Below are 19,859 nucleotides of genomic sequence, written 5' to 3'. Positions count from 1 at the left end.
ATGCAGAAATTCACCTTGCTCAAGGGCCTCGTCGCCCCCATGGACCGCGAGAACGTCGACACCGACGCCATCATCCCCAAGCAGTTCCTCAAGTCGATCAAGAAAACGGGCTTTGGCCCCAACCTGTTTGACGAGTGGCGCTATCTGGACAAGGGTGAGCCCGGCATCCCCGAGAGCCAGCGCAAGCCCAACCCCGACTTCGTGCTGAACCAGCCACGCTACCAGGGCGCCAGCATCCTGCTGGCCCGCAAGAACTTCGGCTGCGGCTCCAGCCGCGAGCACGCGCCCTGGGCGCTGGACCAGTACGGCTTTCGCGCCATCATCGCGCCCAGCTTTGCCGACATCTTCTTCAACAACTGCTTCAAGAACGGCCTGCTGCCAATCCAGTTGCCCGAAGCCACCGTGGCCCAGCTGTTTGACGAAGTGCTGGCCTTCCCCGGCTACCAGCTCACCATCGACCTGGAACGCCAGGTGATTGTTAGACCGCAGGGCGAAGAGATCCCGTTCGAGGTGCAGGCCTTCCGCAAGTACTGCCTGCTCAACGGCTTTGACGACATCGGCCTGACCCTGCGCCAGTCTGACAAAATCCGCGCCTTTGAAGCCCAGCGCCTGGCGACCAAGCCGTGGCTGGCGCACACCATGGTGTCGTAAGACGGCGCATCACCAGAAATATTAGTCAAATTGGCCTCTAGCGCTTATCAAGCATGCGCCAGTAGCTATCAAAATTTAAGCTGAGCGACCATGTAGTCGTGATCACACGGTGCACTCACGAGCAATACGGCGAACACCAAGCATGCAAATGAACGCTGCTCATATACCTCCAAATTCAACGCACTACATACCAAATGCTTAACCAAAATATCCGAGGAAGCCAAAAGACAAAAACTTTTGTTTACCTATGGATAGGATCTCGTCATATGCTGAGCTTAGCAAAGGCTAGCGAAGAGGGGCGAATTTACACATGCACCGCCTCTCTCTTGCTGTCAGCATTCATGATCGAAGCATACCTCAATCATTTAGGTAGTTTGCGTAATAAAGAATGGGAAAAAATTGAACGAAAAATCCCGAAACTTGAGAAGTACAAAATTTTTTTAGAAGCAGTCAACATACCCTTTGATCAAAACAGACAACAACATAAATCATTGCTTGATCTTTTTAAATTTCGGGACTCCATGGCCCACAGCAAAACCACAACAGATATCATCGACACCCAGCTAGAGACCCAGCTTCCCATGTCGATAATCCCTTCAACTGCATGGCAAAAATTCGCAACTTTAGAAAACGCAGAGCAAGTATCAGATGATTCCATCATTTTGATCAGAGAACTGCATCAAGCCAACGGATACAAGAAAGACCCATTCACAAGCGCCGGACGAGGGGTTTATTTCAGATGAACAAAGTTCGATCGTCTTTCAAATAACAATTAAAAATTCATTGCAATAAATACCAAAGGACATCCTGAGCATGCCCCTAAAGAAAAAATTTATCATCAGCCTAGCAATCGTTATTGCACTCGGCGGTTGCGCAAATGGATATAAACAATTTTACAAGCCGGAGAATGGTGCAACGCCCGAGACTATTGCATCAATGCGAGCAGCCCCGCCACCGGTCACCCCACTGGTAGAGAGAGCAGCCCCAATCAACGGGCAGGCTCTCATTGATGCATATGCGAAGCGTGGATACAGACTCATTGGCAGCGCTTCCTTCAATAGCGGCAGATCGGAGTCTGAAAATTCCGCCATTGAGCAAGGCAAGACTGTTGGCGCAGATCTCGTAGTTATTCTAAATCCTCAGTACACAGGTTCGGAGTCTTCAATCATACCAATCAGCACGCCAACGAGTACGACGACATATTCGACAGGTTCGGCCACTGCCTACGGAAAGAGTGGCACAGTCACCGCATATAGCAGCGGTACAAGCACCACCTATGGGACAACGACCAGCTTCATTCCAATCACAGTGCATAAGAGCGACTATAGTGCAGGTTATTTCGTCAAACAAAAATTTCTACTTGGCGCCGATTTTAGAGATTTAAATGATGCAGAGCGCAACGAATTGCAGACAAACAGAGGTGTTGCAGTCCGCCTAGTCGTCGATGGATCACCTGCATTTAATGGCGACATCCTCTCCGGCGACATTGTCGTATCTCTTGATGGCATCGCAATATCAAACATCAACAATCTATCCACTCTTATTTCAGAACGCCGAGGAAATCGCATCCTACTCGGCCTGCTCCGTAATGGTCGCATCATAAATTTACCCATCCAGCTCAACCCATAATTTCCCATCCAATTAATATAAATATAAAAATCGCACTGTCATCAAAATCAAAACCAAAATGAGTCAATCATGAAAATCGCAGTTTTACCCGGTGACGGCATTGGCACCGAAATCGTCTCCGAAGCCGTCAAGGTTCTGGAAGCGCTGGAGCTCCCGTTCGAGATGGAATCCGCCCTCGTAGGCGGCGCCGCCTACGAGGCCCATGGCCACCCGCTGCCCGAATCCACCCTGAAGCTCGCCATGGATGCCGACGCCGTGCTGTTCGGCGCGGTAGGCGACTGGAAATACGACAAGCTGGACCGCCCGCTGCGCCCCGAGCAAGCCATTCTGGGCCTGCGCAAGAACATGGGGCTGTTTGCCAACTTCCGGCCCGCCATCTGCTACGAGCAGCTCGTGGGGGCGTCGAGCCTCAAGCCCGAGCTGATTGCGGGCCTCGATATCCTCATCATCCGCGAGCTGACGGGCGACATCTATTTTGGCCAACCACGCGGCCGCCGCGTGGCCACCGACGGCCACTTCCCCGGCGCCGAGGAAGCGTATGACACCATGCGCTACAGCAAGCCCGAGATCGAGCGCATCGCCCACGTCGCCTTCCAGGCCGCGCGCAAGCGCAGCAAAAAGGTCACCAGCGTGGACAAGGCCAACGTGCTGGAGACCTTCCAGTTCTGGAAGGACGTGGTCACCGAGGTGGGCCAGCAGTACCCCGACGTGGAACTGCAGCACATGTACGTGGACAACGCCGCCATGCAGCTCGTCAAGGCGCCCAAGGCGTTTGACGTGGTGGTCACCGGCAACATGTTCGGCGACATCCTCTCCGACGAAGCCTCCATGCTCACCGGGTCGATCGGCATGCTGCCCTCGGCCAGCCTGAACAGCAGCAACCAGGGCCTGTACGAACCCAGCCACGGCAGCGCGCCCGACATCGCCGGCAAAGGCGTGGCCAACCCGCTGGCCACCATCCTGAGCGCCGCGATGATGTTGCGCTTCAGCCTGAACCAGGAAGCCGCCGCCCAGCGCATCGAAGCCGCTGTGCAAAAGGTGCTAGTCCAAGGCCTGCGCACGCCCGACATCTACAGCGAAGGCACCACCAAGGTGGGCACCGCGCAGATGGGCGATGCCGTGGTGAAGGCGCTCGCCTGATCGCTGGTTCGCAACGTCATCCCCAAGGGCGGCTGTGGCCGCCCTTTTTGTTGGGGAAAACGGTGTATGCAATTCCCGCATTGGCCCATGCACGCAATCGGCTAGAATCTCAGCATGTTTGCCGCTCGCCCGTTCACCCTGAACACCGCTACTGCCGCCCTGGCAGGCGTGGCTGTGCGCGCAATCACCACCAAAACCACGACCATTATTAAGGGCTGATCCAGCTCCGGTACCGTCGTGCGCCCTCCCTGGCCAGACGAGCCGGGGCAAACAGTCTGGTCTGGCACTGTTTCTTAATCTGAAAGGGCGTTGAAATGAGCAAGTTGGTAGGTTTGGTCGGCTGGCGCGGCATGGTCGGCTCGGTGTTGATGGACCGCATGATCGAAGAAAAAGACTTCGACCTGATCGAGCCATTGTTCTTCTCCACATCCAACGCAGGCGGCAAGGCCCCCGCACAAGCCAAGAACGAAACCACCCTGCAAGACGCGTACAACATCGACGCCTTGAAGCGCTGCGACATCATCATCACGGCTCAAGGCGGCGACTACACCACGCAAGTCTTCCCCAAGCTGCGCGCAGCGGGCTGGAACGGCCACTGGATCGACGCTGCATCGACCCTGCGCATGGAAAAGGACGCCGTCATCATCCTCGACCCCGTCAACATGCCCGTCATCAAGAACGCGCTGGCCAACGGCGGCAAGAACTGGGTGGGCGGCAACTGCACCGTGAGCTGCATGCTGATGGGCGTGGGCGCACTCTACAAGGCGGGGCTGGTCGAATGGATGAGCACCCAAACCTACCAGGCAGCATCGGGCGGCGGCGCGCAGCACATGCGCGAATTGCTCACGCAATACGGCACGTTGAATGCCGAAGTGAAGTCTCTGCTGGATGACCCCAAGAGCGCCATCCTGGAAATCGACCGCAAGGTGATCGCCAAGCAGCGCAGCCTGTCTGCCGCTGAAACCGCCAACTTTGGCGTGCCCCTGGGCGGCTCGCTGATCCCCTGGATCGACAAGGACCTGGGCAACGGCCAGTCCAAGGAAGAGTGGAAGGGCATGGCCGAAACCAACAAGATCCTCGGCATGGGCGAGGGCTTTGGCTCGGCCGCCATCCCGGTGGACGGTTTTTGCGTGCGTGTGGGCGCCATGCGCTGCCACAGCCAGGCTCTGACCTTCAAGCTCAAGAAGGACGTGCCCGTGGCCGATATCGAAGCCATGATTGCGGCCGACAACGAGTGGGTGAAAGTGGTGCCCAACACACGCGAGGCCACCATCAAGGATCTGACCCCCGTGGCCGTGACCGGCACCATGACCATCCCTGTAGGCCGCATCCGCAAGCTGGCCATGGGCCCCGAGTATGTGGGTGCCTTCACTATTGGCGACCAATTGCTGTGGGGCGCTGCGGAACCCCTGCGCCGCATGCTGCGGATTTTGTTGTCCGCCTGATTTCAAAGGCCTGCACCCAGCGCGCAAAACCGACGTTTTGCGCGCTTTTTTCATTCTCGAGCGCAGAAACAACCAGTTACGCCACGTTGTCGAATGGCAACAGGTTTACGCCTCAAATGAGAGCCCATGGTTGCCCACCAAAGCTTCGACGCCACCTCAGCTTGTCACTGCAAAACATTGCTGCTATGGTGCTTTTTACATATTTTCACGCTCCGGGGCGGGAACAGCACATGAGAAAAACAACACCGCTCGACCGAGCCGCACCACCTAATCAGTTGATGGCAAACATGCATCGTTGGAAATTTTCAGCTCTGGCGACTGCTGCCGTGCTTTGCGTCGGCCTGCACGCAGGCGAGGCGTCTGCTTTGGCCTTGGGGCGAATCACGGTGCAATCGGCGCTGGGTGAACCTTTGCGCGCCGAGATCGACGTGCCCCAAATCACTGCGGCGGAAGCTGAGACCCTGCGTGCCACAGCGGCGTCGCCCGAGGTGTTCCGATCCCAAGGCATGGAGTTCAATCCGCTGATGAACGCCCTGCAGATCCAGCTGCAACGCCGTGCGGATGGCAGCGCCGTGCTGCGGGTAACCAGCGACCGCCCGGTCAACGACCCGTTTCTCGATCTGGTCCTGGACACCACCTGGGGCACAGGCAAGATTGTTCGCAGCTACACCCTGCTGCTGGACCCACCGGCATTGCGCAGTGCAGCACCTACAGCCACAGCAGCGCCCCAGATCACAGTGCCAGCCGCCGCGGCACAGCAACGCCCCGTCCCTGCGCGTGTAGCGACTCCAGCCGCCCCCGCCGTGCGTGCACCCGCAGCATCGCGCCCCGCCCCCGCCGACGGCGTGACCGTCAAGCCTGGCGACACGGCCGGTCGCATTGCGAATGCCCACCGCCCTGCAGATGTGTCTCTGGACCAGATGCTGGTGGCCATGATGCGCGCCAACCCCGATGCATTCATCCAGGGTAATGTGAACCGTGTGCGTGCCGGCTCTGTGCTGCAGATTCCGGATGAAGCCACCGCCAAGTCGGTGTCCAACACCGAGGCTCGCCAAATCCTGGCAGCCCAAAGCCGCGACTTCAACACCTTCCGCCGCAAGTTGGCTGATGCCGCACCGAGCGCAACAGTGGCCTCGGCCGAGCGCTCGGCCAGTGGCAAGGTGCAGGCCCAGGTGGAAGACCGCAAGCCCGCAACAGCTGCCCCAGACAAGCTGACCCTCTCGAAGGGTTCGCTCAAGGGCCAAAAGGCTGCTGAAGACCAGTTGGCGAAAGACAAGCAAGCCAGCGAGGCCAATGCCCGTATGGCCGAGCTGTCCAAGAACATCAGCGACCTGAACAAGGTCAGCGCGGCCTCTGCTGCAGGCGCGGCTCCAGCCACCGCCCCAGCGGCCAGTACGCCTGCGGCGATCAAGGCAGAAGTGCCCGGCGTTCCCGCCACCCCGACAGCCCCGCAAGCACCTGCTTCGACACCCGAGGTGCCAGCCGAAGCGGCCAGCACCCCTGCGGATGCTGCATCAGCCCCCGATGCCACTGCGTCTGCCCCTGCCGCCGAGGCATCTGCACCAGCAGCGCCCGCACCCAAGGTGGTCGCGCCCCCTCCACCACCCATCGAAGAGCCCAGCTTCCTTGATGGGCTGATGGAAGACCCCATGATTCCATTGGCCGGTGGCGGCCTGCTGGCTCTGTTGATCGGTTATGGCGCTTACCGTGTCGTGCAGCGCCGCCGTGGCGCTGGCGGCGTAGACAGTTCCTTCATGGAAAGCCGCATTCAGCCTGACTCGTTCTTCGGCGCCAGCGGTGGTCAACGCATCGACACCGCCAACAGCGAAATGACCACGGGCGGCTCTTCCATGGCCTACTCGCCCAGCCAGCTGGATGCTGGCGGCGATGTGGACCCTGTTGCAGAAGCCGACGTCTACCTGGCCTATGGCCGCGACCTGCAAGCGGAAGAGATTCTGAAAGAGGCGATTCGCCACAACCCCGCACGGGTTTCCGTCCACGTCAAGCTGGGCGAAATTTACGCCAAACGCCAGGACCGCAAGGCCCTGGAAGCAGTGGCAGGCGACGTGTTCAAGCTCACCCAGGGTGAGGGCCCCGACTGGGCCCGCATCACCGAACTGGGCCGCGGCCTGGATCCGGAAAATGCCCTGTACCAACCCGGTGGACGCCCCGGCGGTGAAGTCGCTCAGCCCGCCCCCGCCGGCGGCTTTGCGAGCACGATGCCCGCCGCGATGGGTGCCGTTGCGGCTGCTGCACTGCCTTCTGATCTCGACCTGGACCTGGATCTCGACCTGCCAGACGATGCCCTGACGGATGCCCCCGCCGCCGGTGGGTTCGCCGCAGCGGCTGCGGCCTCTGGCCTGGCTCCAGAAATGGAACCGCCTTCGCTGGATGACGAGCCAGAAACGGCCCGCCCCCCTATGGCTGAAGCCGCTCCGACGCTCGACCCACTGGGCGCCGCAGATGATCTGAGCATTGCACCCTCTGGCCTCGCGCCTTTGTCGTCTGACACCCCAGACAACAACACGCTGGAATTCGATCTGGGAGATCTCTCGCTCGACCTGACAGCGCCTTCCACCCTCAGCACGCTCACGCCGAGTACACCATCGGTCAGCGAAGAAATCACCACGGCATCTGCACCAATGGGTGACGATGACGATGATGGCGAGGCTGCTGCTCATGACGATCCTCTGGCGACCAAACTGGCGCTGGCGGAAGAGTTCAACGCGATCGGCGACACCGATGGTGCCCGCACCCTGATCGAGGAAGTGGTGGCAGAGGCGACAGGCGCACTCAAAACCCGCGCCCAGCGCTTGCTGGCTGATCTGGGCTGATGCCGCCAGAGCTGACACCCGAGAGCCCGACCAACGCCTGCCCCTCCAACGCCACCGTGAGGATGGCGTTGGGCGTCAGCTACAACGGGCAAGGCTACAACGGCTGGCAAAGCCAGTTATCTGGCAACACTGTTCAAGACAAGCTCGAAGCGGCCCTGGGCCGCTTTGCTACGCATGCAGTGAGCACCTTGTGTGCGGGCCGCACCGACAGTGGGGTGCATGGGCTGATGCAGGTCGTGCACTTCGACACCCCCCTGCGCCGCCCCAATGCATCGTGGGTTCGGGGCACCAACGCCTTTTTGCCACCCGACATTGCGGTGCAATGGGCGCAGCAGGTGCCTGACAGCTTTCACGCGCGCGCCAGTGCCACGGCCAGGCGCTACGCTTACGTGCTGCTGCAATCACCCGTGCGCCCCAGTGTCGAGTCTGGTCGCGTGGGCTGGGTACACACGCCACTCAACGGCGATGCAATGCGGCAAGCCGCCAGCATCTTGCTCGGTGAACACGATTTCACATCGTTCAGGGCATCTGCCTGCCAGGCCAAGACGCCGGTCAAAACGATCAAACGCATAGAGATCACTGACAGCCGTGCCGCAGCGCCGCACCCCGAGCTGGGATGGAGCCCCTGCTATTGGCGTTTCGAGTTCGAAGCCAACGCCTTTTTGCACCACATGATCCGCAACATCATGGGCTGCCTGATCGCCGTCGGAAGTGGCAAGCAGCCAGTAAGCTGGATGCAGAGCGTGCTCAATGCGCGGTCGCGCGATGCGGCAGCACCCACCTTTTCCCCAGACGGGCTGTATTTTCTGGGCCCGGTCTACGATGCGGAGTGGAAGCTTCCTGAAAGCACCCCTCCCTTTGCCTGGCTGCCATGACCACCCACCACTCTGCTAAAACCGCCTCCACACCCCACCCGCATGGCTTCCCAACAAAACCCCGTGCCATGACCTGCGAACGCACGCGCATCAAAATCTGCGGCCTGACCCGCGAACAGGATGTGGATGCCGCCGTGGCGGCGGGTGCCGACGCTGTGGGTTTTGTGCTGTATGCGCCCAGCCCCCGAGCAGTCACCCCTGAGCGCGCTGCGCAATTGGCACGCAGACTCCCGCCATTCGTTACCCCGGTGCTGCTGTTCGTGAACGAAAGTGCTACCAATATTGCAGCTGCCTGCGCAATGGTGGCGGGCGCTATTGTGCAATTTCATGGTGATGAAACGCCGGCCGATTGCCTGCTGGCCACAGGCCACGGGTTGCGTCCATTTTTGCGGGCAGCACGCATACCCATAGGCGATGGGGCTGAACGATTCGACCTCGTAAAATACGCGCAGGATTTTTCACACGCCCAGGCCATCCTGCTCGACGCCCATGTCGACGGTTATGGTGGTGGCGGCAAGGCATTCAATTGGTCACTCCTTCCACCAAGCGTCAGCTCTCACCTCGTTTTGTCTGGTGGACTCACGCCTGCAAACGTGACCGATGGCATTTTGCAAGTCCGCCCGCGAGGCCTCTCGCTGGCGGTTGATGTCAGTTCTGGCGTTGAAGCCGATGGCCCTGATGGCAAACCCATCAAGGGCATCAAAGACGCCGAAAAAATCCAACGCTTCGTTGCCGCCGTGCGTGCGGCCGATGCCCAACTTGCAAAGAATCCCCATGAGCTCTTATCAGCAACCTGACGCCTCCGGGCACTTTGGCCCCTATGGTGGCAGCTTCGTCAGCGAAACCCTGACCCACGCCATCCAGGAACTGCGCGAGGCATATGCCCGCTACCAGAACGACCCGGAGTTCCTGGCGGAATTCCAGTACGAACTCAAGCATTTCGTGGGCCGCCCCTCGCCCATCTACCACGCGGCCCGCACCAGCCGCGAAATGGGTGGCGCGCAGATTTACCTCAAGCGCGAAGACCTGAACCACACCGGCGCGCACAAGATCAACAACGTGATTGGCCAGGCCATGCTGGCCAAGCGCATGGGCAAGCCCCGTGTGATTGCCGAAACCGGCGCAGGCCAGCACGGTGTGGCCACGGCCACCATCTGCGCCCGCTACGGCCTGGAATGTGTGGTGTACATGGGCGCCGAGGACGTGAAGCGCCAGAGCCCCAACGTGTACCGCATGAAGCTGCTGGGTGCCACCGTGGTGCCCGTCGAATCTGGCAGCAAGACCCTGAAGGATGCCCTGAACGACGCCATGCGCGACTGGGTGGCCAATGTGGACAACACCTTCTACATCATCGGCACCGTGGCGGGCCCACACCCGCACCCGATGATGGTGCGCGACTTCCAGAGCGTGATTGGCAAGGAATGCATTGAGCAGATGCCAGCCATGCTGGCCGAACAGAAAGTGCTGGGCCAGCAGCCCGACGCCGTGATCGCCTGCGTGGGTGGCGGCAGCAATGCCATGGGCATTTTCCACCCCTACATTCCGTTCGAGAAAACCCGTCTGATTGGTGTGGAGGCTGCGGGCGAGGGGTTGGACTCTGGCCGCCACTCCGCATCGCTGCAAAAAGGCAGCGCCGGCGTGCTGCACGGCAACCGCACCTTCATCCTGCAGGATGACAACGGCCAGATCACCGAAACCCACAGCATCAGCGCGGGCCTGGATTACCCTGGCGTGGGGCCCGAGCACGCCTGGCTGCAAGAGATCGGCCGTGCCGAATACGTGGGCATCACCGACAAAGAGGCGCTGGACGCCTTCCACTACCTGTGCCGTACCGAGGGCATCATTCCCGCCCTTGAATCGAGCCATGCCGTGGCCTACGCCATGAAACTGGCCAAGACCATGCGCCCTGACCAATCCATCCTGGTCAATCTCTCCGGGCGCGGTGACAAAGATATTGGCACCGTGGCCGACCTCAGTGGTGCCGATTTCTACTGCCGCCCCAGCTGCCAGGGGCAGTCCGTCAAGGGCGGCGAGCAACCCGTCAAGGTGGTCAAATGAGCCGCATCGAAGCAACGTTCTCCGCCCTCAAGGCCCAAGGCCGCAAGGCGCTGATTCCCTATGTGACCGCAGGCTTTCCGTTCGCCGACATCACGCCCGCCCTCATGCACGGCATGGTGGAAGCGGGCGCTGACGTGATCGAACTGGGTGTGCCTTTTTCAGACCCCATGGCCGATGGCCCAGTGATCCAGAAGGCGGGCGAGAAGGCTCTGAGCCTGGGCGTTGGCATGGTGCAGGTGCTGGACCAGGTGCGCGAATTCCGCAAGCGCAACAACACCACCCCTGTGGTACTGATGGGCTACGCCAACCCCGTGGAACGCTACGACCAGAAGCACGGTACGCCGGGCACGACCGGCAGCGCCTTTGTGCGAGACGCCGCCGCAGCCGGTGTGGATGGCGTGCTCATCGTGGACTACCCGCCCGAGGAATGCGAGGCCTTTGCCGCCGACCTGCGCGCCCACGGCATGGATCTGATCTTTTTGCTGGCCCCCACTTCTACCTCCGAACGCATGGCCCAGGTGGCACGCGTGGCCAGCGGCTACGTGTACTACGTGTCGCTTAAAGGTGTCACAGGTTCGGGTGCGCTGGACACAGCGGCTGTCGAACAGATGCTGCCCCGCATTCGCCAGCACGTTCATATTCCGGTGGGCGTGGGCTTCGGCATCCGCGACGCAGCCACCGCCCAGGCCATTGGCAAGGTGGCTGATGCCGTAGTGATCGGCAGCCGCATCATCCAGCTGATTGAAGACCAGGAACACGCCAAGGTCGTCCCCATGACCATGGATTTCCTGCGCGGCGTGCGCAAGGCGCTCGACGCATAATAGAGGGCATCCCCCTGAGCGGCTTTGCCGCTTCCCCCTTCTCCTTGTGCTGCGCACAGGAAGGGGGACGCTCCCAGCGCGGCGGGGCGGCCCTTGCGCGGGAGCCCTGATTGATGGGCAGCGCTAGCGTTAAGGGCGCGCCGCCACAGGCTCATTCATACAGAGGAAACCATGTCCTGGCTCGAAAAACTCCTGCCCTCCAAGATCCAGCAAACCGACCCCACCGAGCGCCGCCAGGTGCCAGAAGGGCTGTGGATCAAGTGCCCGAGCTGCGAAACCGTGCTCTACAAGGCCGACCTGGAGCAAAACCAGAACGTCTGCCCCAAGTGCAGCCACCACCATCGCATTGGCGCCCGCGCACGGCTGGACGCATTTCTGGACGCTGAAGGCCGCTATGAAATCGGCCAGGAAGTGCTGCCGGTGGACGCCCTCAAGTTCAAGGACAGCCGCAAGTACCCCGAGCGCCTGAAAGAAGCCCTGGAGAACACGGGCGAAACCGATGCCCTCATCGTCATGGGTGGTGCGGTCAAGAGCATCAATGTGGTCGCTGCGTGCTTTGAGTTCGACTTCATGGGCGGCTCGATGGGCTCTGTGGTGGGCGAGCGCTTTGTGCGCGGCGTCGAAACTGCCATCGAACAAAAGGTGCCCTTCATCTGCTTCACCGCCACCGGCGGTGCCCGTATGCAAGAAGGCCTGCTGTCGCTCATGCAGATGGCCAAGACCAACGCAGCGCTGACCCGCCTTGCCAAGAAGGGGCTGCCCTACATCAGCGTGCTGACCGACCCGACCATGGGCGGCGTGAGCGCTGGCTTTGCCTTCGTGGGCGACATCGTGATTGCCGAGCCCAAAGCCCTCATCGGCTTTGCGGGCCCCCGCGTGATCGAATCCACCGTGCGCGTGACACTGCCCGAGGGCTTCCAGCGTGCTGAATTCCTGCAGACCAAGGGTGCTGTGGACTTCATCTGTGACCGCCGTGAACTGCGCAGCACCGTGGCCAGCAGCTTGGCCATGCTGCAGCGCCTGCCAGCCGACGCGGTGGTGTAAGCCCACGCTACTGCGGTGCGGGGCGATTTTGAGTGATCGCCCTACCGCAAACGCTATCAAATCAATAGCTGCTAGCGCTTATCCAGTAAGCGCTAGCAGCTATTTTTATTGATATTCAAGAAAATGAGTCGCAAAACGTCAACCAAGCGCCTTTGCGACCCAGCAACCGATGGCCACACACGGGTTGAAGCAGCAGGGCAGCGTGGCCCCTGCCCAGCCTCAGCCCTGCAAAGCCCCCGTCAACACCGCAGCTTGCAAGTGGCCCAGCACGATCATGGCGATCTGCAGCAGCACCAGCAACACCAGGGGTGACAGGTCCAAACCGCCCACCAGTGGGACGACCCGCTGCACAGGCCTGAGCAGCGGCGCGCACAGCCGCCCCATCACATCCGACATGGGAGAGCGCGTCTGCACCCAGGACAGGATCGCGTGAACGATCAGCAGGCCAATCAAGCCCGAAATCGCGACCCGCACCAGACCGAAGGTTGCCAGCAACGGCACCACTGCGCCCGAGATGGCGCCGCCCGCAATGAGCCACAGCAGGCCATATTGCACCTGCTGCACCAGCAAGCCCCCCACCAGGCTGGAGATGTCCCACTGGCCTGTGGGCGGAATCAGCCGGCGCAGCGGCATGATGAACCAGTCGGTCAACGCAAACACCAGAGCCCCCACCGGGTTGGAAAAAGGCACACGCTGCCACTGCATGTACAGGCGCAACAGGCAAGCACCGGTCAACAGCCCACCAATGACATCGAGCAGCAAAGTAGCGATTTGATACAACATGGAAATCCACAAATGAAGGGGTGCCCCGGCGGAAAACCGGCTGCGCCGTGGGATGATAGCGGCCCAAGATTCAGCGCCAGACCGCCTGGGGGATTGGGCCATGGGCCCCACCCCATTCTGACCGCTGGGCAGCCCAGGGCCAGCAATCCAGCCAAGCCCGGCAGATCTTGACCAGGCGTTCCACCCAGGCCCATGACCCAGACCCTGACCCTTTCATCCCTGCCCTTGTTTCCCCTGGCGTCGGTGCTTTTCCCCGACGGGGTGCTGGCCTTGCGCGTGTTTGAGGTGCGTTACCTCGACATGGTGCGCAAATGCCATCAAACAGGCGCCCCGTTCGGCGTGGTGTCGCTGACACAGGGCAGCGAAGTGCGCCGGGCTGGGGCGCCGGATGAGCAGTTTCACGACGTGGGTACGCTGGCGGTCATCGAGCAACTCGCAAGCCCCCAGCCTGGATTGATCACCCTGGTGTGCAAAGGCACTGAGCGGTTTCGGATCACCCAGCGCAACCACCTGGTTCATGGCCTGTGGATTGCCAGCGTGTCGCAACTGGACAGGGATTTGTCCATCCCCATCCCTGAAGACCTGAAGAAAACCGCCACGGCCCTGACCCAGGTCTTGCACACCCTGCATGCGCGCGATGCGCTGAACCCAGCAGCCAAGTTGCCCACGCCGGAACAACTGGACGACTGTGGCTGGGTGGCCAACCGCTGGTGTGAACTGCTGCCCGTGCCCATGGAGTTGAAACAGCGGCTGATGGAACTGGACAACCCGCTGGTACGGCTGGAGCTGGTGGGCGATGTACTGGAGCGCACGGGAATTGCACAGTGACCGCCCGCAGGGCAACGGCCTTGCCCGCAGCCCCGGTGCCATGAAAGTGCTTCAGGTCATCACCAAAGGAGAGGTGGGAGGCGCCCAAAGCCACGTACTGACGCTGTGCCGCGAATTGCGCGACCGACAAGGCATCGAGGTGCAGGTGGCCATCGGCGGTGACTGCCTGCAGTCGCCTCTGGCGTGCGCGCTGAACGCTGCGGGCATTCGGGTGCATTCCATTCCTTCACTGGGCAACGCTGCAGGCGTCGCTGGCTTGGCGCAAGCCGTAGGGCGCCTTCAAGACATCGTGCGAGAGCAGTCTCCAGACCTTGTGCACGCCCACAGCGCGATGGCGGGTGTGGCGGCACGACTGGCGGGAGCGCGAACCTGCAAGCCGGTGATTTACACCGTGCACGGATTTGCGTTCAAGGCAGGAAACCCCTGGAAGCGGCGCGTGGCCGCTTTTGCCGTCGAATGGCTGCTCGCCCCCCTGACACGGCGCATGGTGTGTGTGTCAGAACACGAGCGCAGGCTGGCACGCGCACTGCCACTTCCATCCGGGCGGGTGGTGGTCGTTCACAACGGTATTGAAGAGGTGCCCGCATCCACGCACCTCGCCACCGAGCTGGCGGCCGCCCCACCCCGCATCGCCATGGTGGCACGCATGGCCCCACCAAAGCGCCCAGACCTGCTACTGCAAGCACTCGCACATTTGCGTGATGATTTGGGGTGTGAGGTGCCAGCCACGTTTTTTGGCGGAGGCCCTCAACTTGCCAGCCACCAGGCCATGGCCAGGCAGCTGGGACTGCAATCCGTTGTGTTCGCCGGAGATGTGGACGATATTTCTGCACAGCTGATGAAGCACAGCATTTTTGTGCTGACCTCGGACCACGAAGGCTTACCCATTTCCGTGATCGAGGCGATGCGCGGCGGGCTGGCGATTGTGGCCAGCGACCTGCCCGGGATGCACGAGTTGTTGCCCGACGCCACCCAAGCCCGCCTGGTTCCCAATGACGCAACTGCATTGGCGCTGGCGTTGCGACAACTGGTAGAGTCGCCCGCGCTACGCACCAGCCTTGGCCGCGCAGCAAGACAACGCTATGAGCAGCACTACACCGCAAAACGCATGGGCATGGAGGTGATGGCAACCTACCAAAGCGCCCTCTCCCCTTCTCCAAGCCATCCATGAAGAGCCACTCTCACAGCCCCCTCGACTCTTCCACAGCACACCGCCAAGGTGCCGTGCTGGGCTGGGCCTTGAAAGGCATCTTGGTGCTGCTGTTGAGCTACGCCATCGGATGGGTGCTGGAGCAATACCAGTGGGCAACGTACCAGTTCCCTCAGACGGTCTTGTGGTGCAGCGTGCCTTACGCCATCACCTCCTACTGGCTCTACAACGGAGCGTACCTGCCCCAGTTCGAAGAACGGCGCTTTCTTCTGGTGGCCACGGCGGCACCGTACCTGGCGGCCCCGCTGGGGTTTGCACTGCTGCAGCAACCCTATTCGCGCGGCGCTGTGCTGCTGGTCTACCTGCTGTCTGCCGCCTGGTTTACTTTGGGGCACTGGCGAGAGCGAGGGCGCTATGCGTTGTCACTCGCCTATCTGGATTCCTCTGTACCCATGCGGCTGAAAGAACTGCTGGGGGATGCCTCGGAATTCAGCCAGCAAGACATCCAGCTGCGGCCCTTGGCCATTCCAGCCGCATCGGATGCAGCCCCCCAAGTCACGGATGACACATCTGCCCTGGCTGGCGTGGTGATCGACCCGCAAGCGCCCACCGACGCGGTTCGCGAACGCTTGATCAGCGACTTGCGCCTGCAGCATGTGAGGCTCTACAGCGTGGAAGCCGTGGCAGAACTGATCAGCGGCCGAAAAATGTTGTCCAACCTGCAAGCCCAGGACTTATGGGCGCTGGACGGCAATCCGGCATACGACACCGTCAAGCGCCTGACCGACATTGGCTTGACGCTGGCTGCGTTGCCCCTGTGGCTTCCGCTGTGTCTGGCAGCTGGCCTGGCCGTGAAGCTGAACACGCCAGGGCCGATGCTGTTTTCCCAAATTCGCATCGGTCGCAACGGCCGCGAGTTCCGTATCTGGAAACTGCGCAGCATGCGGCACGAAGAAGCCACCACTGCGCGATTTGCCCAACCCAACGATGACCGGGTGACTTCCGTGGGCAAAATCATCCGCAGAACCCGCCTGGACGAACTGCCTCAACTCTGGAATGTGCTCAAGGGCGACATGAGCCTGATCGGCCCCCGACCGGAACAGGCCGAGTTTGTTCGGGTGTTCGCCCATCGGATTCCCGCCTACCCTTACCGTCATCTGGTGCGCCCAGGCCTGACGGGTTGGGCACAGGTGCAGCAGGGTTACGCGGAAGGTGAGGAGCAGACTGCAGTGAAACTGAGCTACGACCTGTACTACGTGGCCCACTATTCGCTGGCGTTGGATCTGCTGATCGCCTACAAGACCGCACGTATCTTGTTCACGGGATTTGGTGCACGGTGACGCACTCGCCCTTCCATCCCGCCCTGTGGCCCATGGTGTGATCTTTTCGATGTTGCCTCCCCACACGCACCGCCGCATTCTGCTGCTGAAGGAAAATCTCGAAACAGGAGGAGTGCACACCGTTTCCGATGCGCTGGCGCACGCGCTGGAAGCAGCAGGACACCGCTGTGACAACCAGGTGATTCGCGCCACACCCCTCGCCCGCCTGTGGAAAGCTGCCAGCCAGGCTGATGTGATCATTGCCACGCACAACTTCCTGCCAGCCTATGTCGCCTGGCTTCTGGGCCAATGGCACCGAAAACCGGTGATCACCTGGTTTCATGGCCCGCTGCTGGAGGTCCTGGACAGAGCCCATGCTTCCGCCGCCAAACGCCGCTGGTTACGCTGGCTGTATCGGCGGCTGCCTTGGCTGGTGTTTGTTTCAAACCATGGGTGCGATTCCTTCATGCAATTCATGGGTTGCGACGCGTCAGCACACCAATGTCTGCAGGTCATTCCCAACCCGCACCCTGCCTGGCCCGCAGCGCGCCCCGCGCCCCCACCGGCTGCGCCGCACACGGTGCGATGTGGCTATGTGGGTCGCCTGTCACCAGAAAAGCGCCCCGAGCTGCTGATCGACACGTTGACCCAGTTGCCGCAGCACTACGCGTTGCAGATCACTGGGGAGGGCCCCTTAGCAAGGGCTCTGCAACATGAATCTGCGGTTCGAGCCCCCGGACGGATTCAATGGCAAGGCTTCCAGCCCGCAACACCGGCGCTGTACCAAGCCCACCATGTGACGCTGCTGACGTCTGCGTATGAAGGCTGCCCCATGGCCGTACTGGAATCGCTGGCGGCCGGTGTGCCCTGCGTTGGTGTGCCGATCCCTGCACTGCGCGAAATGCTGGGCAGCCACATGCCCTACGCCTTGGCGGAAGACCACAGCGGCAGCGCACTGGCACAGGCAGTGCTCCGCGTGATGTCCCCACCGGCCGAACTTCTCCAGCGCGACATGGCTGAGGTACTTGCGCAATACACGCCCCAGCGGTTTGCCAGCGCCTGGGCTCACCTCATTGAACAGGTGACTGCCTGATGCAAGTGCATTTCATCCATCCCGGTCACTCCTACCTTCCGGAGCTGGAGGCCTACGCCGCCCACTTGCGGCCGTGGGGGCATGAGGCCCGCACGCACCAAAATGCCAGCACGGTGCCCGCAGATGCGCGTGTCGTTTGGTGGATGTGCGGCCGGGTGCGCGCAACGGACCACCAGCGCTTTGCCCAGGCCTTTCAGGTGCATGAATATGCCTCAGCCTCCGTCCCCCCATTCGCCTGGGCCAAGGACCAGATCAAGCGCTGGACCCAGCCCAAGCCCGATTACCGACTCTTCCAGAACGAGTGGGTTCGACAGCGCCTGGGATTTGCCGACGATGTCCCGTGGGAATTCAGAGAGATGGGCGTCTCATCCACTTTTCTGACACCGCCCACCATCCAGGGTGCAGCAGAATTTGACATGGTGTACCTGGGCGACATGGCGCGGCTGCGGCACTTTCTCCCCGTCTTTGAAGGGCTGGAGCAGGCAGGCATGCGCACCCTGCTGGTCGGCAGTATTCCCGCCCCATTGCAGCGCCAGTTTCAAGCCTTCAAGCACATCACCGTGACGGGCAAGGTGCCACACCACGAGGTTCCCGCCCAATTGCGACGGGCGCGCTGTGCGCTCAACCTGGTGCCCGACCAGATTCCTTACAGTGAGCAGACCTCGACCAAGCTGCTCGAATACTGCGCCATTGGTCTGCCGGTGATCAGCACGAACTACCGCTGGGTGCGCAACTTTGCAGCGTCAAACAAGGCAGCTATCGCGTATTTGCCAGCCCAGGCCAGCGCTAGCGCCTATGCAGATTTTTTCCGTGAAACGAGAGACATGGCGAGCGCGCCATCCCCACACATGGAAGGCTGGGCCTGGCCCCATACCCTGGCGCGACTGAACATCTGGAAAGCCGCAGGACTGGCCCCGTGAAGCAGCCATACCGCTTTGCATCCACCTCGGTCATCATGGCTTTGGGCAGCATGGTGTCGCTGGCAGCCCAGGCCCTGGTGGGCGTGGCCATGCTGCATTTTTTTACCCCCCAGGCCGCTGGTGGTTTCGCCATCACGGCGCAGGTGGCATTTTTCTGGGTGTCCCTGTCGCTCGCGCAAGGGCCTTTGCAGTTCCTGGCAGACGCCCATCATCCGCCCCGCGCGGCGCTGCGGGCGGTTCTTCGCTCCAGCCTTTGGCGCTGGTTGGGGCTGGCGCCGCTGGTGGCGCTGGCCGTGTGGTGGTCTGCCATGGCGGCCCCATTCGCTGTGATGGGCTGGGCTGCCTTGCTGGCTCTATTGCAACTTGCCTGGTACCTGGCCCAGCCCTGGACGTTGAGGACGGCATCGCCCCTATCGGCCGCGCTGGTTCGCGCAGGCCCACCCGTGGTGGCGCTGGTGCTGACCGTGACCGCGGCACGGGCTTGGCCAGCAGAAAGCCCGCACGGTCTTTTGTTGGCGGCCGCCTGCGGCTACGCGGTGGGTGCCTTGTGGCTGCGGTCAGCACGCCTTGAGGACCGCACTACGCAACCCCCACAGCAGTATTCCCCAGAGCCCCCCGCCACCACCGCGCAGGCGGATCGCCGCAGCACCAGCCTGCGCCTGGCCCACACCGCGATAGACGCCATCGCAGGTACGGCATTGCTTTTGGTATGGCAACGCTTGCACGGGCTGGCCGATGCCAGTTATCTGGCCATGCTGCTGCGATTGTTGGGGTTTATTCCCGCCGTCGTTCACACCGCCTGGGCGCAGGTGCTGCTTGCCCGGGTGGAAACCGCTCAGTGGCGATCACTGGCGGTGGGCCTGGGCGCCGCCACTACCGCAGCTTTGGCAGGATGGGTGGGCTTTTTGGTGCTGGACGCCACTTCGCTTGCCACCGCGTGGCAGGGCATGCGCCCCTACCTCCTGCCTCTGGTGCTATGGCAAGGAAGTGCCTGTATTTCCGCTGCACTCAGCCACCGACCATTCCAGCACGCCCAAGAGCGCCAGTACTCGTGGCTGGCCATCGCGCTGCAGGCTTTGCAACTGGGGGTGTTGATGGCGCCGTTGTGGGCGCCTCAGGGATGGAGCGCGGAAGTCCACCTTTGGTGGCTGGCGGGCACATCCGCCATCGGCTTGCTGGTGCTGTCCGCCTGGATGCTGGCGCTGCCACGGCGCTAAGCCGCTTTTCGTGGGCTCAACCTGCTCATTTTGGGTCTGAAAGCGCTTGGTA

The 19,859-nt window shown here is 61.5% G+C and carries 18 protein-coding genes; 17 read left to right on the top strand and 1 reads right to left on the bottom strand.

Translation table 11 applies throughout. The features are described 5' to 3' along the window. The 11 genes from leuD to accD all read left to right on the top strand — a co-directional run bounded on the left by leuD (position 1) and on the right by accD (position 12,497). Complete coding sequence (gene leuD, locus BDD18_RS12990) at positions 1 to 651, top strand: 3-isopropylmalate dehydratase small subunit (protein ID WP_142083633.1); 651 nt, start codon at positions 1 to 3, stop codon at positions 649 to 651. Between the two features lie 266 nt (positions 652 to 917). Further along, on the top strand, positions 918 to 1,394 hold the full coding sequence (locus tag BDD18_RS12985; protein ID WP_142083631.1) for a hypothetical protein: 477 nt from the start codon (positions 918 to 920) through the stop codon (positions 1,392 to 1,394). Between the two features lie 70 nt (positions 1,395 to 1,464). Continuing rightward, entirely contained in the window at positions 1,465 to 2,280 is an 816-nt protein-coding gene (locus BDD18_RS12980; protein ID WP_142083629.1) for a PDZ domain-containing protein, read from the top strand. A gap of 69 nt (positions 2,281 to 2,349) precedes the next feature. After that, positions 2,350 to 3,420, top strand: coding sequence for a 3-isopropylmalate dehydrogenase (leuB, locus tag BDD18_RS12975; protein ID WP_142083627.1), 1,071 nt, complete (start codon positions 2,350 to 2,352; stop codon positions 3,418 to 3,420). A 314-nt stretch (positions 3,421 to 3,734) separates the two neighbouring features. Beyond that, positions 3,735 to 4,865 (top strand): aspartate-semialdehyde dehydrogenase, encoded by a 1,131-nt coding sequence (asd, locus tag BDD18_RS12970; RefSeq protein ID WP_142083625.1) that lies wholly within the window; start codon positions 3,735 to 3,737, stop codon positions 4,863 to 4,865. 287 nt (positions 4,866 to 5,152) lie between these two features. Then, positions 5,153 to 7,699 (top strand): motility hub landmark protein FimV, encoded by a 2,547-nt coding sequence (locus tag BDD18_RS12965; protein ID WP_244939083.1) that lies wholly within the window; start codon positions 5,153 to 5,155, stop codon positions 7,697 to 7,699. A 56-nt stretch (positions 7,700 to 7,755) separates the two neighbouring features. After that, the gene (gene truA / locus BDD18_RS12960) at positions 7,756 to 8,574 is read left to right on the top strand and encodes a tRNA pseudouridine(38-40) synthase TruA (protein WP_142084091.1); all 819 of its coding nucleotides are present in this window, start codon (positions 7,756 to 7,758) and stop codon (positions 8,572 to 8,574) included. A 68-nt stretch (positions 8,575 to 8,642) separates the two neighbouring features. Next, positions 8,643 to 9,371: a phosphoribosylanthranilate isomerase gene (locus tag BDD18_RS12955; RefSeq protein WP_142084089.1), complete on the top strand. Its 729-nt coding sequence runs from the start codon at positions 8,643 to 8,645 to the stop codon at positions 9,369 to 9,371. Next, positions 9,349 to 10,632, top strand: a complete 1,284-nt coding sequence (gene trpB, locus BDD18_RS12950) for a tryptophan synthase subunit beta (RefSeq protein ID WP_142083622.1) — start codon at positions 9,349 to 9,351, stop codon at positions 10,630 to 10,632. Before BDD18_RS12955 ends, trpB begins: the two co-directional genes overlap by 23 nt. Further along, positions 10,629 to 11,453 carry a tryptophan synthase subunit alpha gene (gene trpA, locus BDD18_RS12945; RefSeq protein WP_142083620.1) on the top strand — a complete coding sequence of 275 codons (825 nt, stop codon included), beginning with the start codon at positions 10,629 to 10,631 and terminating at the stop codon, positions 11,451 to 11,453. Before trpB ends, trpA begins: the two co-directional genes overlap by 4 nt. Positions 11,454 to 11,624: 171 nt before the next feature. Continuing rightward, positions 11,625 to 12,497, top strand: coding sequence for an acetyl-CoA carboxylase, carboxyltransferase subunit beta (gene accD / locus BDD18_RS12940; protein ID WP_044397915.1), 873 nt, complete (start codon positions 11,625 to 11,627; stop codon positions 12,495 to 12,497). 219 nt (positions 12,498 to 12,716) lie between these two features. On the opposite strand, the gene BDD18_RS12935 is transcribed toward accD, so the two are convergent. Beyond that, a complete protein-coding gene (locus BDD18_RS12935; protein WP_142083618.1) occupies positions 12,717 to 13,280 on the bottom strand; it encodes a YggT family protein in 564 nt (187 codons plus the stop codon). A gap of 192 nt (positions 13,281 to 13,472) precedes the next feature. On the opposite strand from BDD18_RS12935, the gene BDD18_RS12930 reads away from it, so the two are divergent. Genes BDD18_RS12930 through BDD18_RS12905 form a run of 6 tightly spaced genes read left to right on the top strand, consistent with a single transcriptional unit; the run spans position 13,473 to position 19,807 of the window. Next, on the top strand, positions 13,473 to 14,108 hold the full coding sequence (locus BDD18_RS12930) for an LON peptidase substrate-binding domain-containing protein (RefSeq protein ID WP_142083617.1): 636 nt from the start codon (positions 13,473 to 13,475) through the stop codon (positions 14,106 to 14,108). Positions 14,109 to 14,148: 40 nt separating this feature from the next. Continuing rightward, a complete protein-coding gene (locus tag BDD18_RS12925; protein WP_142083615.1) occupies positions 14,149 to 15,279 on the top strand; it encodes a glycosyltransferase in 1,131 nt (376 codons plus the stop codon). After that, positions 15,276 to 16,598, top strand: a complete 1,323-nt coding sequence (locus BDD18_RS12920) for an exopolysaccharide biosynthesis polyprenyl glycosylphosphotransferase (RefSeq protein WP_142083613.1) — start codon at positions 15,276 to 15,278, stop codon at positions 16,596 to 16,598. Before BDD18_RS12925 ends, BDD18_RS12920 begins: the two co-directional genes overlap by 4 nt. Before the next feature lie 49 nt (positions 16,599 to 16,647). Further along, positions 16,648 to 17,670, top strand: a complete 1,023-nt coding sequence (locus BDD18_RS12915; protein ID WP_142083611.1) for a glycosyltransferase family 4 protein — start codon at positions 16,648 to 16,650, stop codon at positions 17,668 to 17,670. Then, positions 17,670 to 18,590, top strand: a complete 921-nt coding sequence (locus tag BDD18_RS12910) for a glycosyltransferase (protein WP_142083609.1) — start codon at positions 17,670 to 17,672, stop codon at positions 18,588 to 18,590. The genes BDD18_RS12915 and BDD18_RS12910 overlap by 1 nt, the downstream gene beginning before the upstream one ends. Beyond that, complete coding sequence (locus BDD18_RS12905; protein ID WP_244939082.1) at positions 18,587 to 19,807, top strand: hypothetical protein; 1,221 nt, start codon at positions 18,587 to 18,589, stop codon at positions 19,805 to 19,807. The genes BDD18_RS12910 and BDD18_RS12905 overlap by 4 nt, the downstream gene beginning before the upstream one ends. Positions 19,808 to 19,859: the final 52 nt, after the last annotated feature.

Source organism: Acidovorax temperans (genome assembly GCF_006716905.1).
Taxonomy (GTDB): domain Bacteria; phylum Pseudomonadota; class Gammaproteobacteria; order Burkholderiales; family Burkholderiaceae_C; genus Acidovorax; species Acidovorax temperans.
The sequence above is the reverse complement of the archived record's forward strand: the minus strand, read 5'-3'. Positions and strand labels throughout refer to the sequence as shown.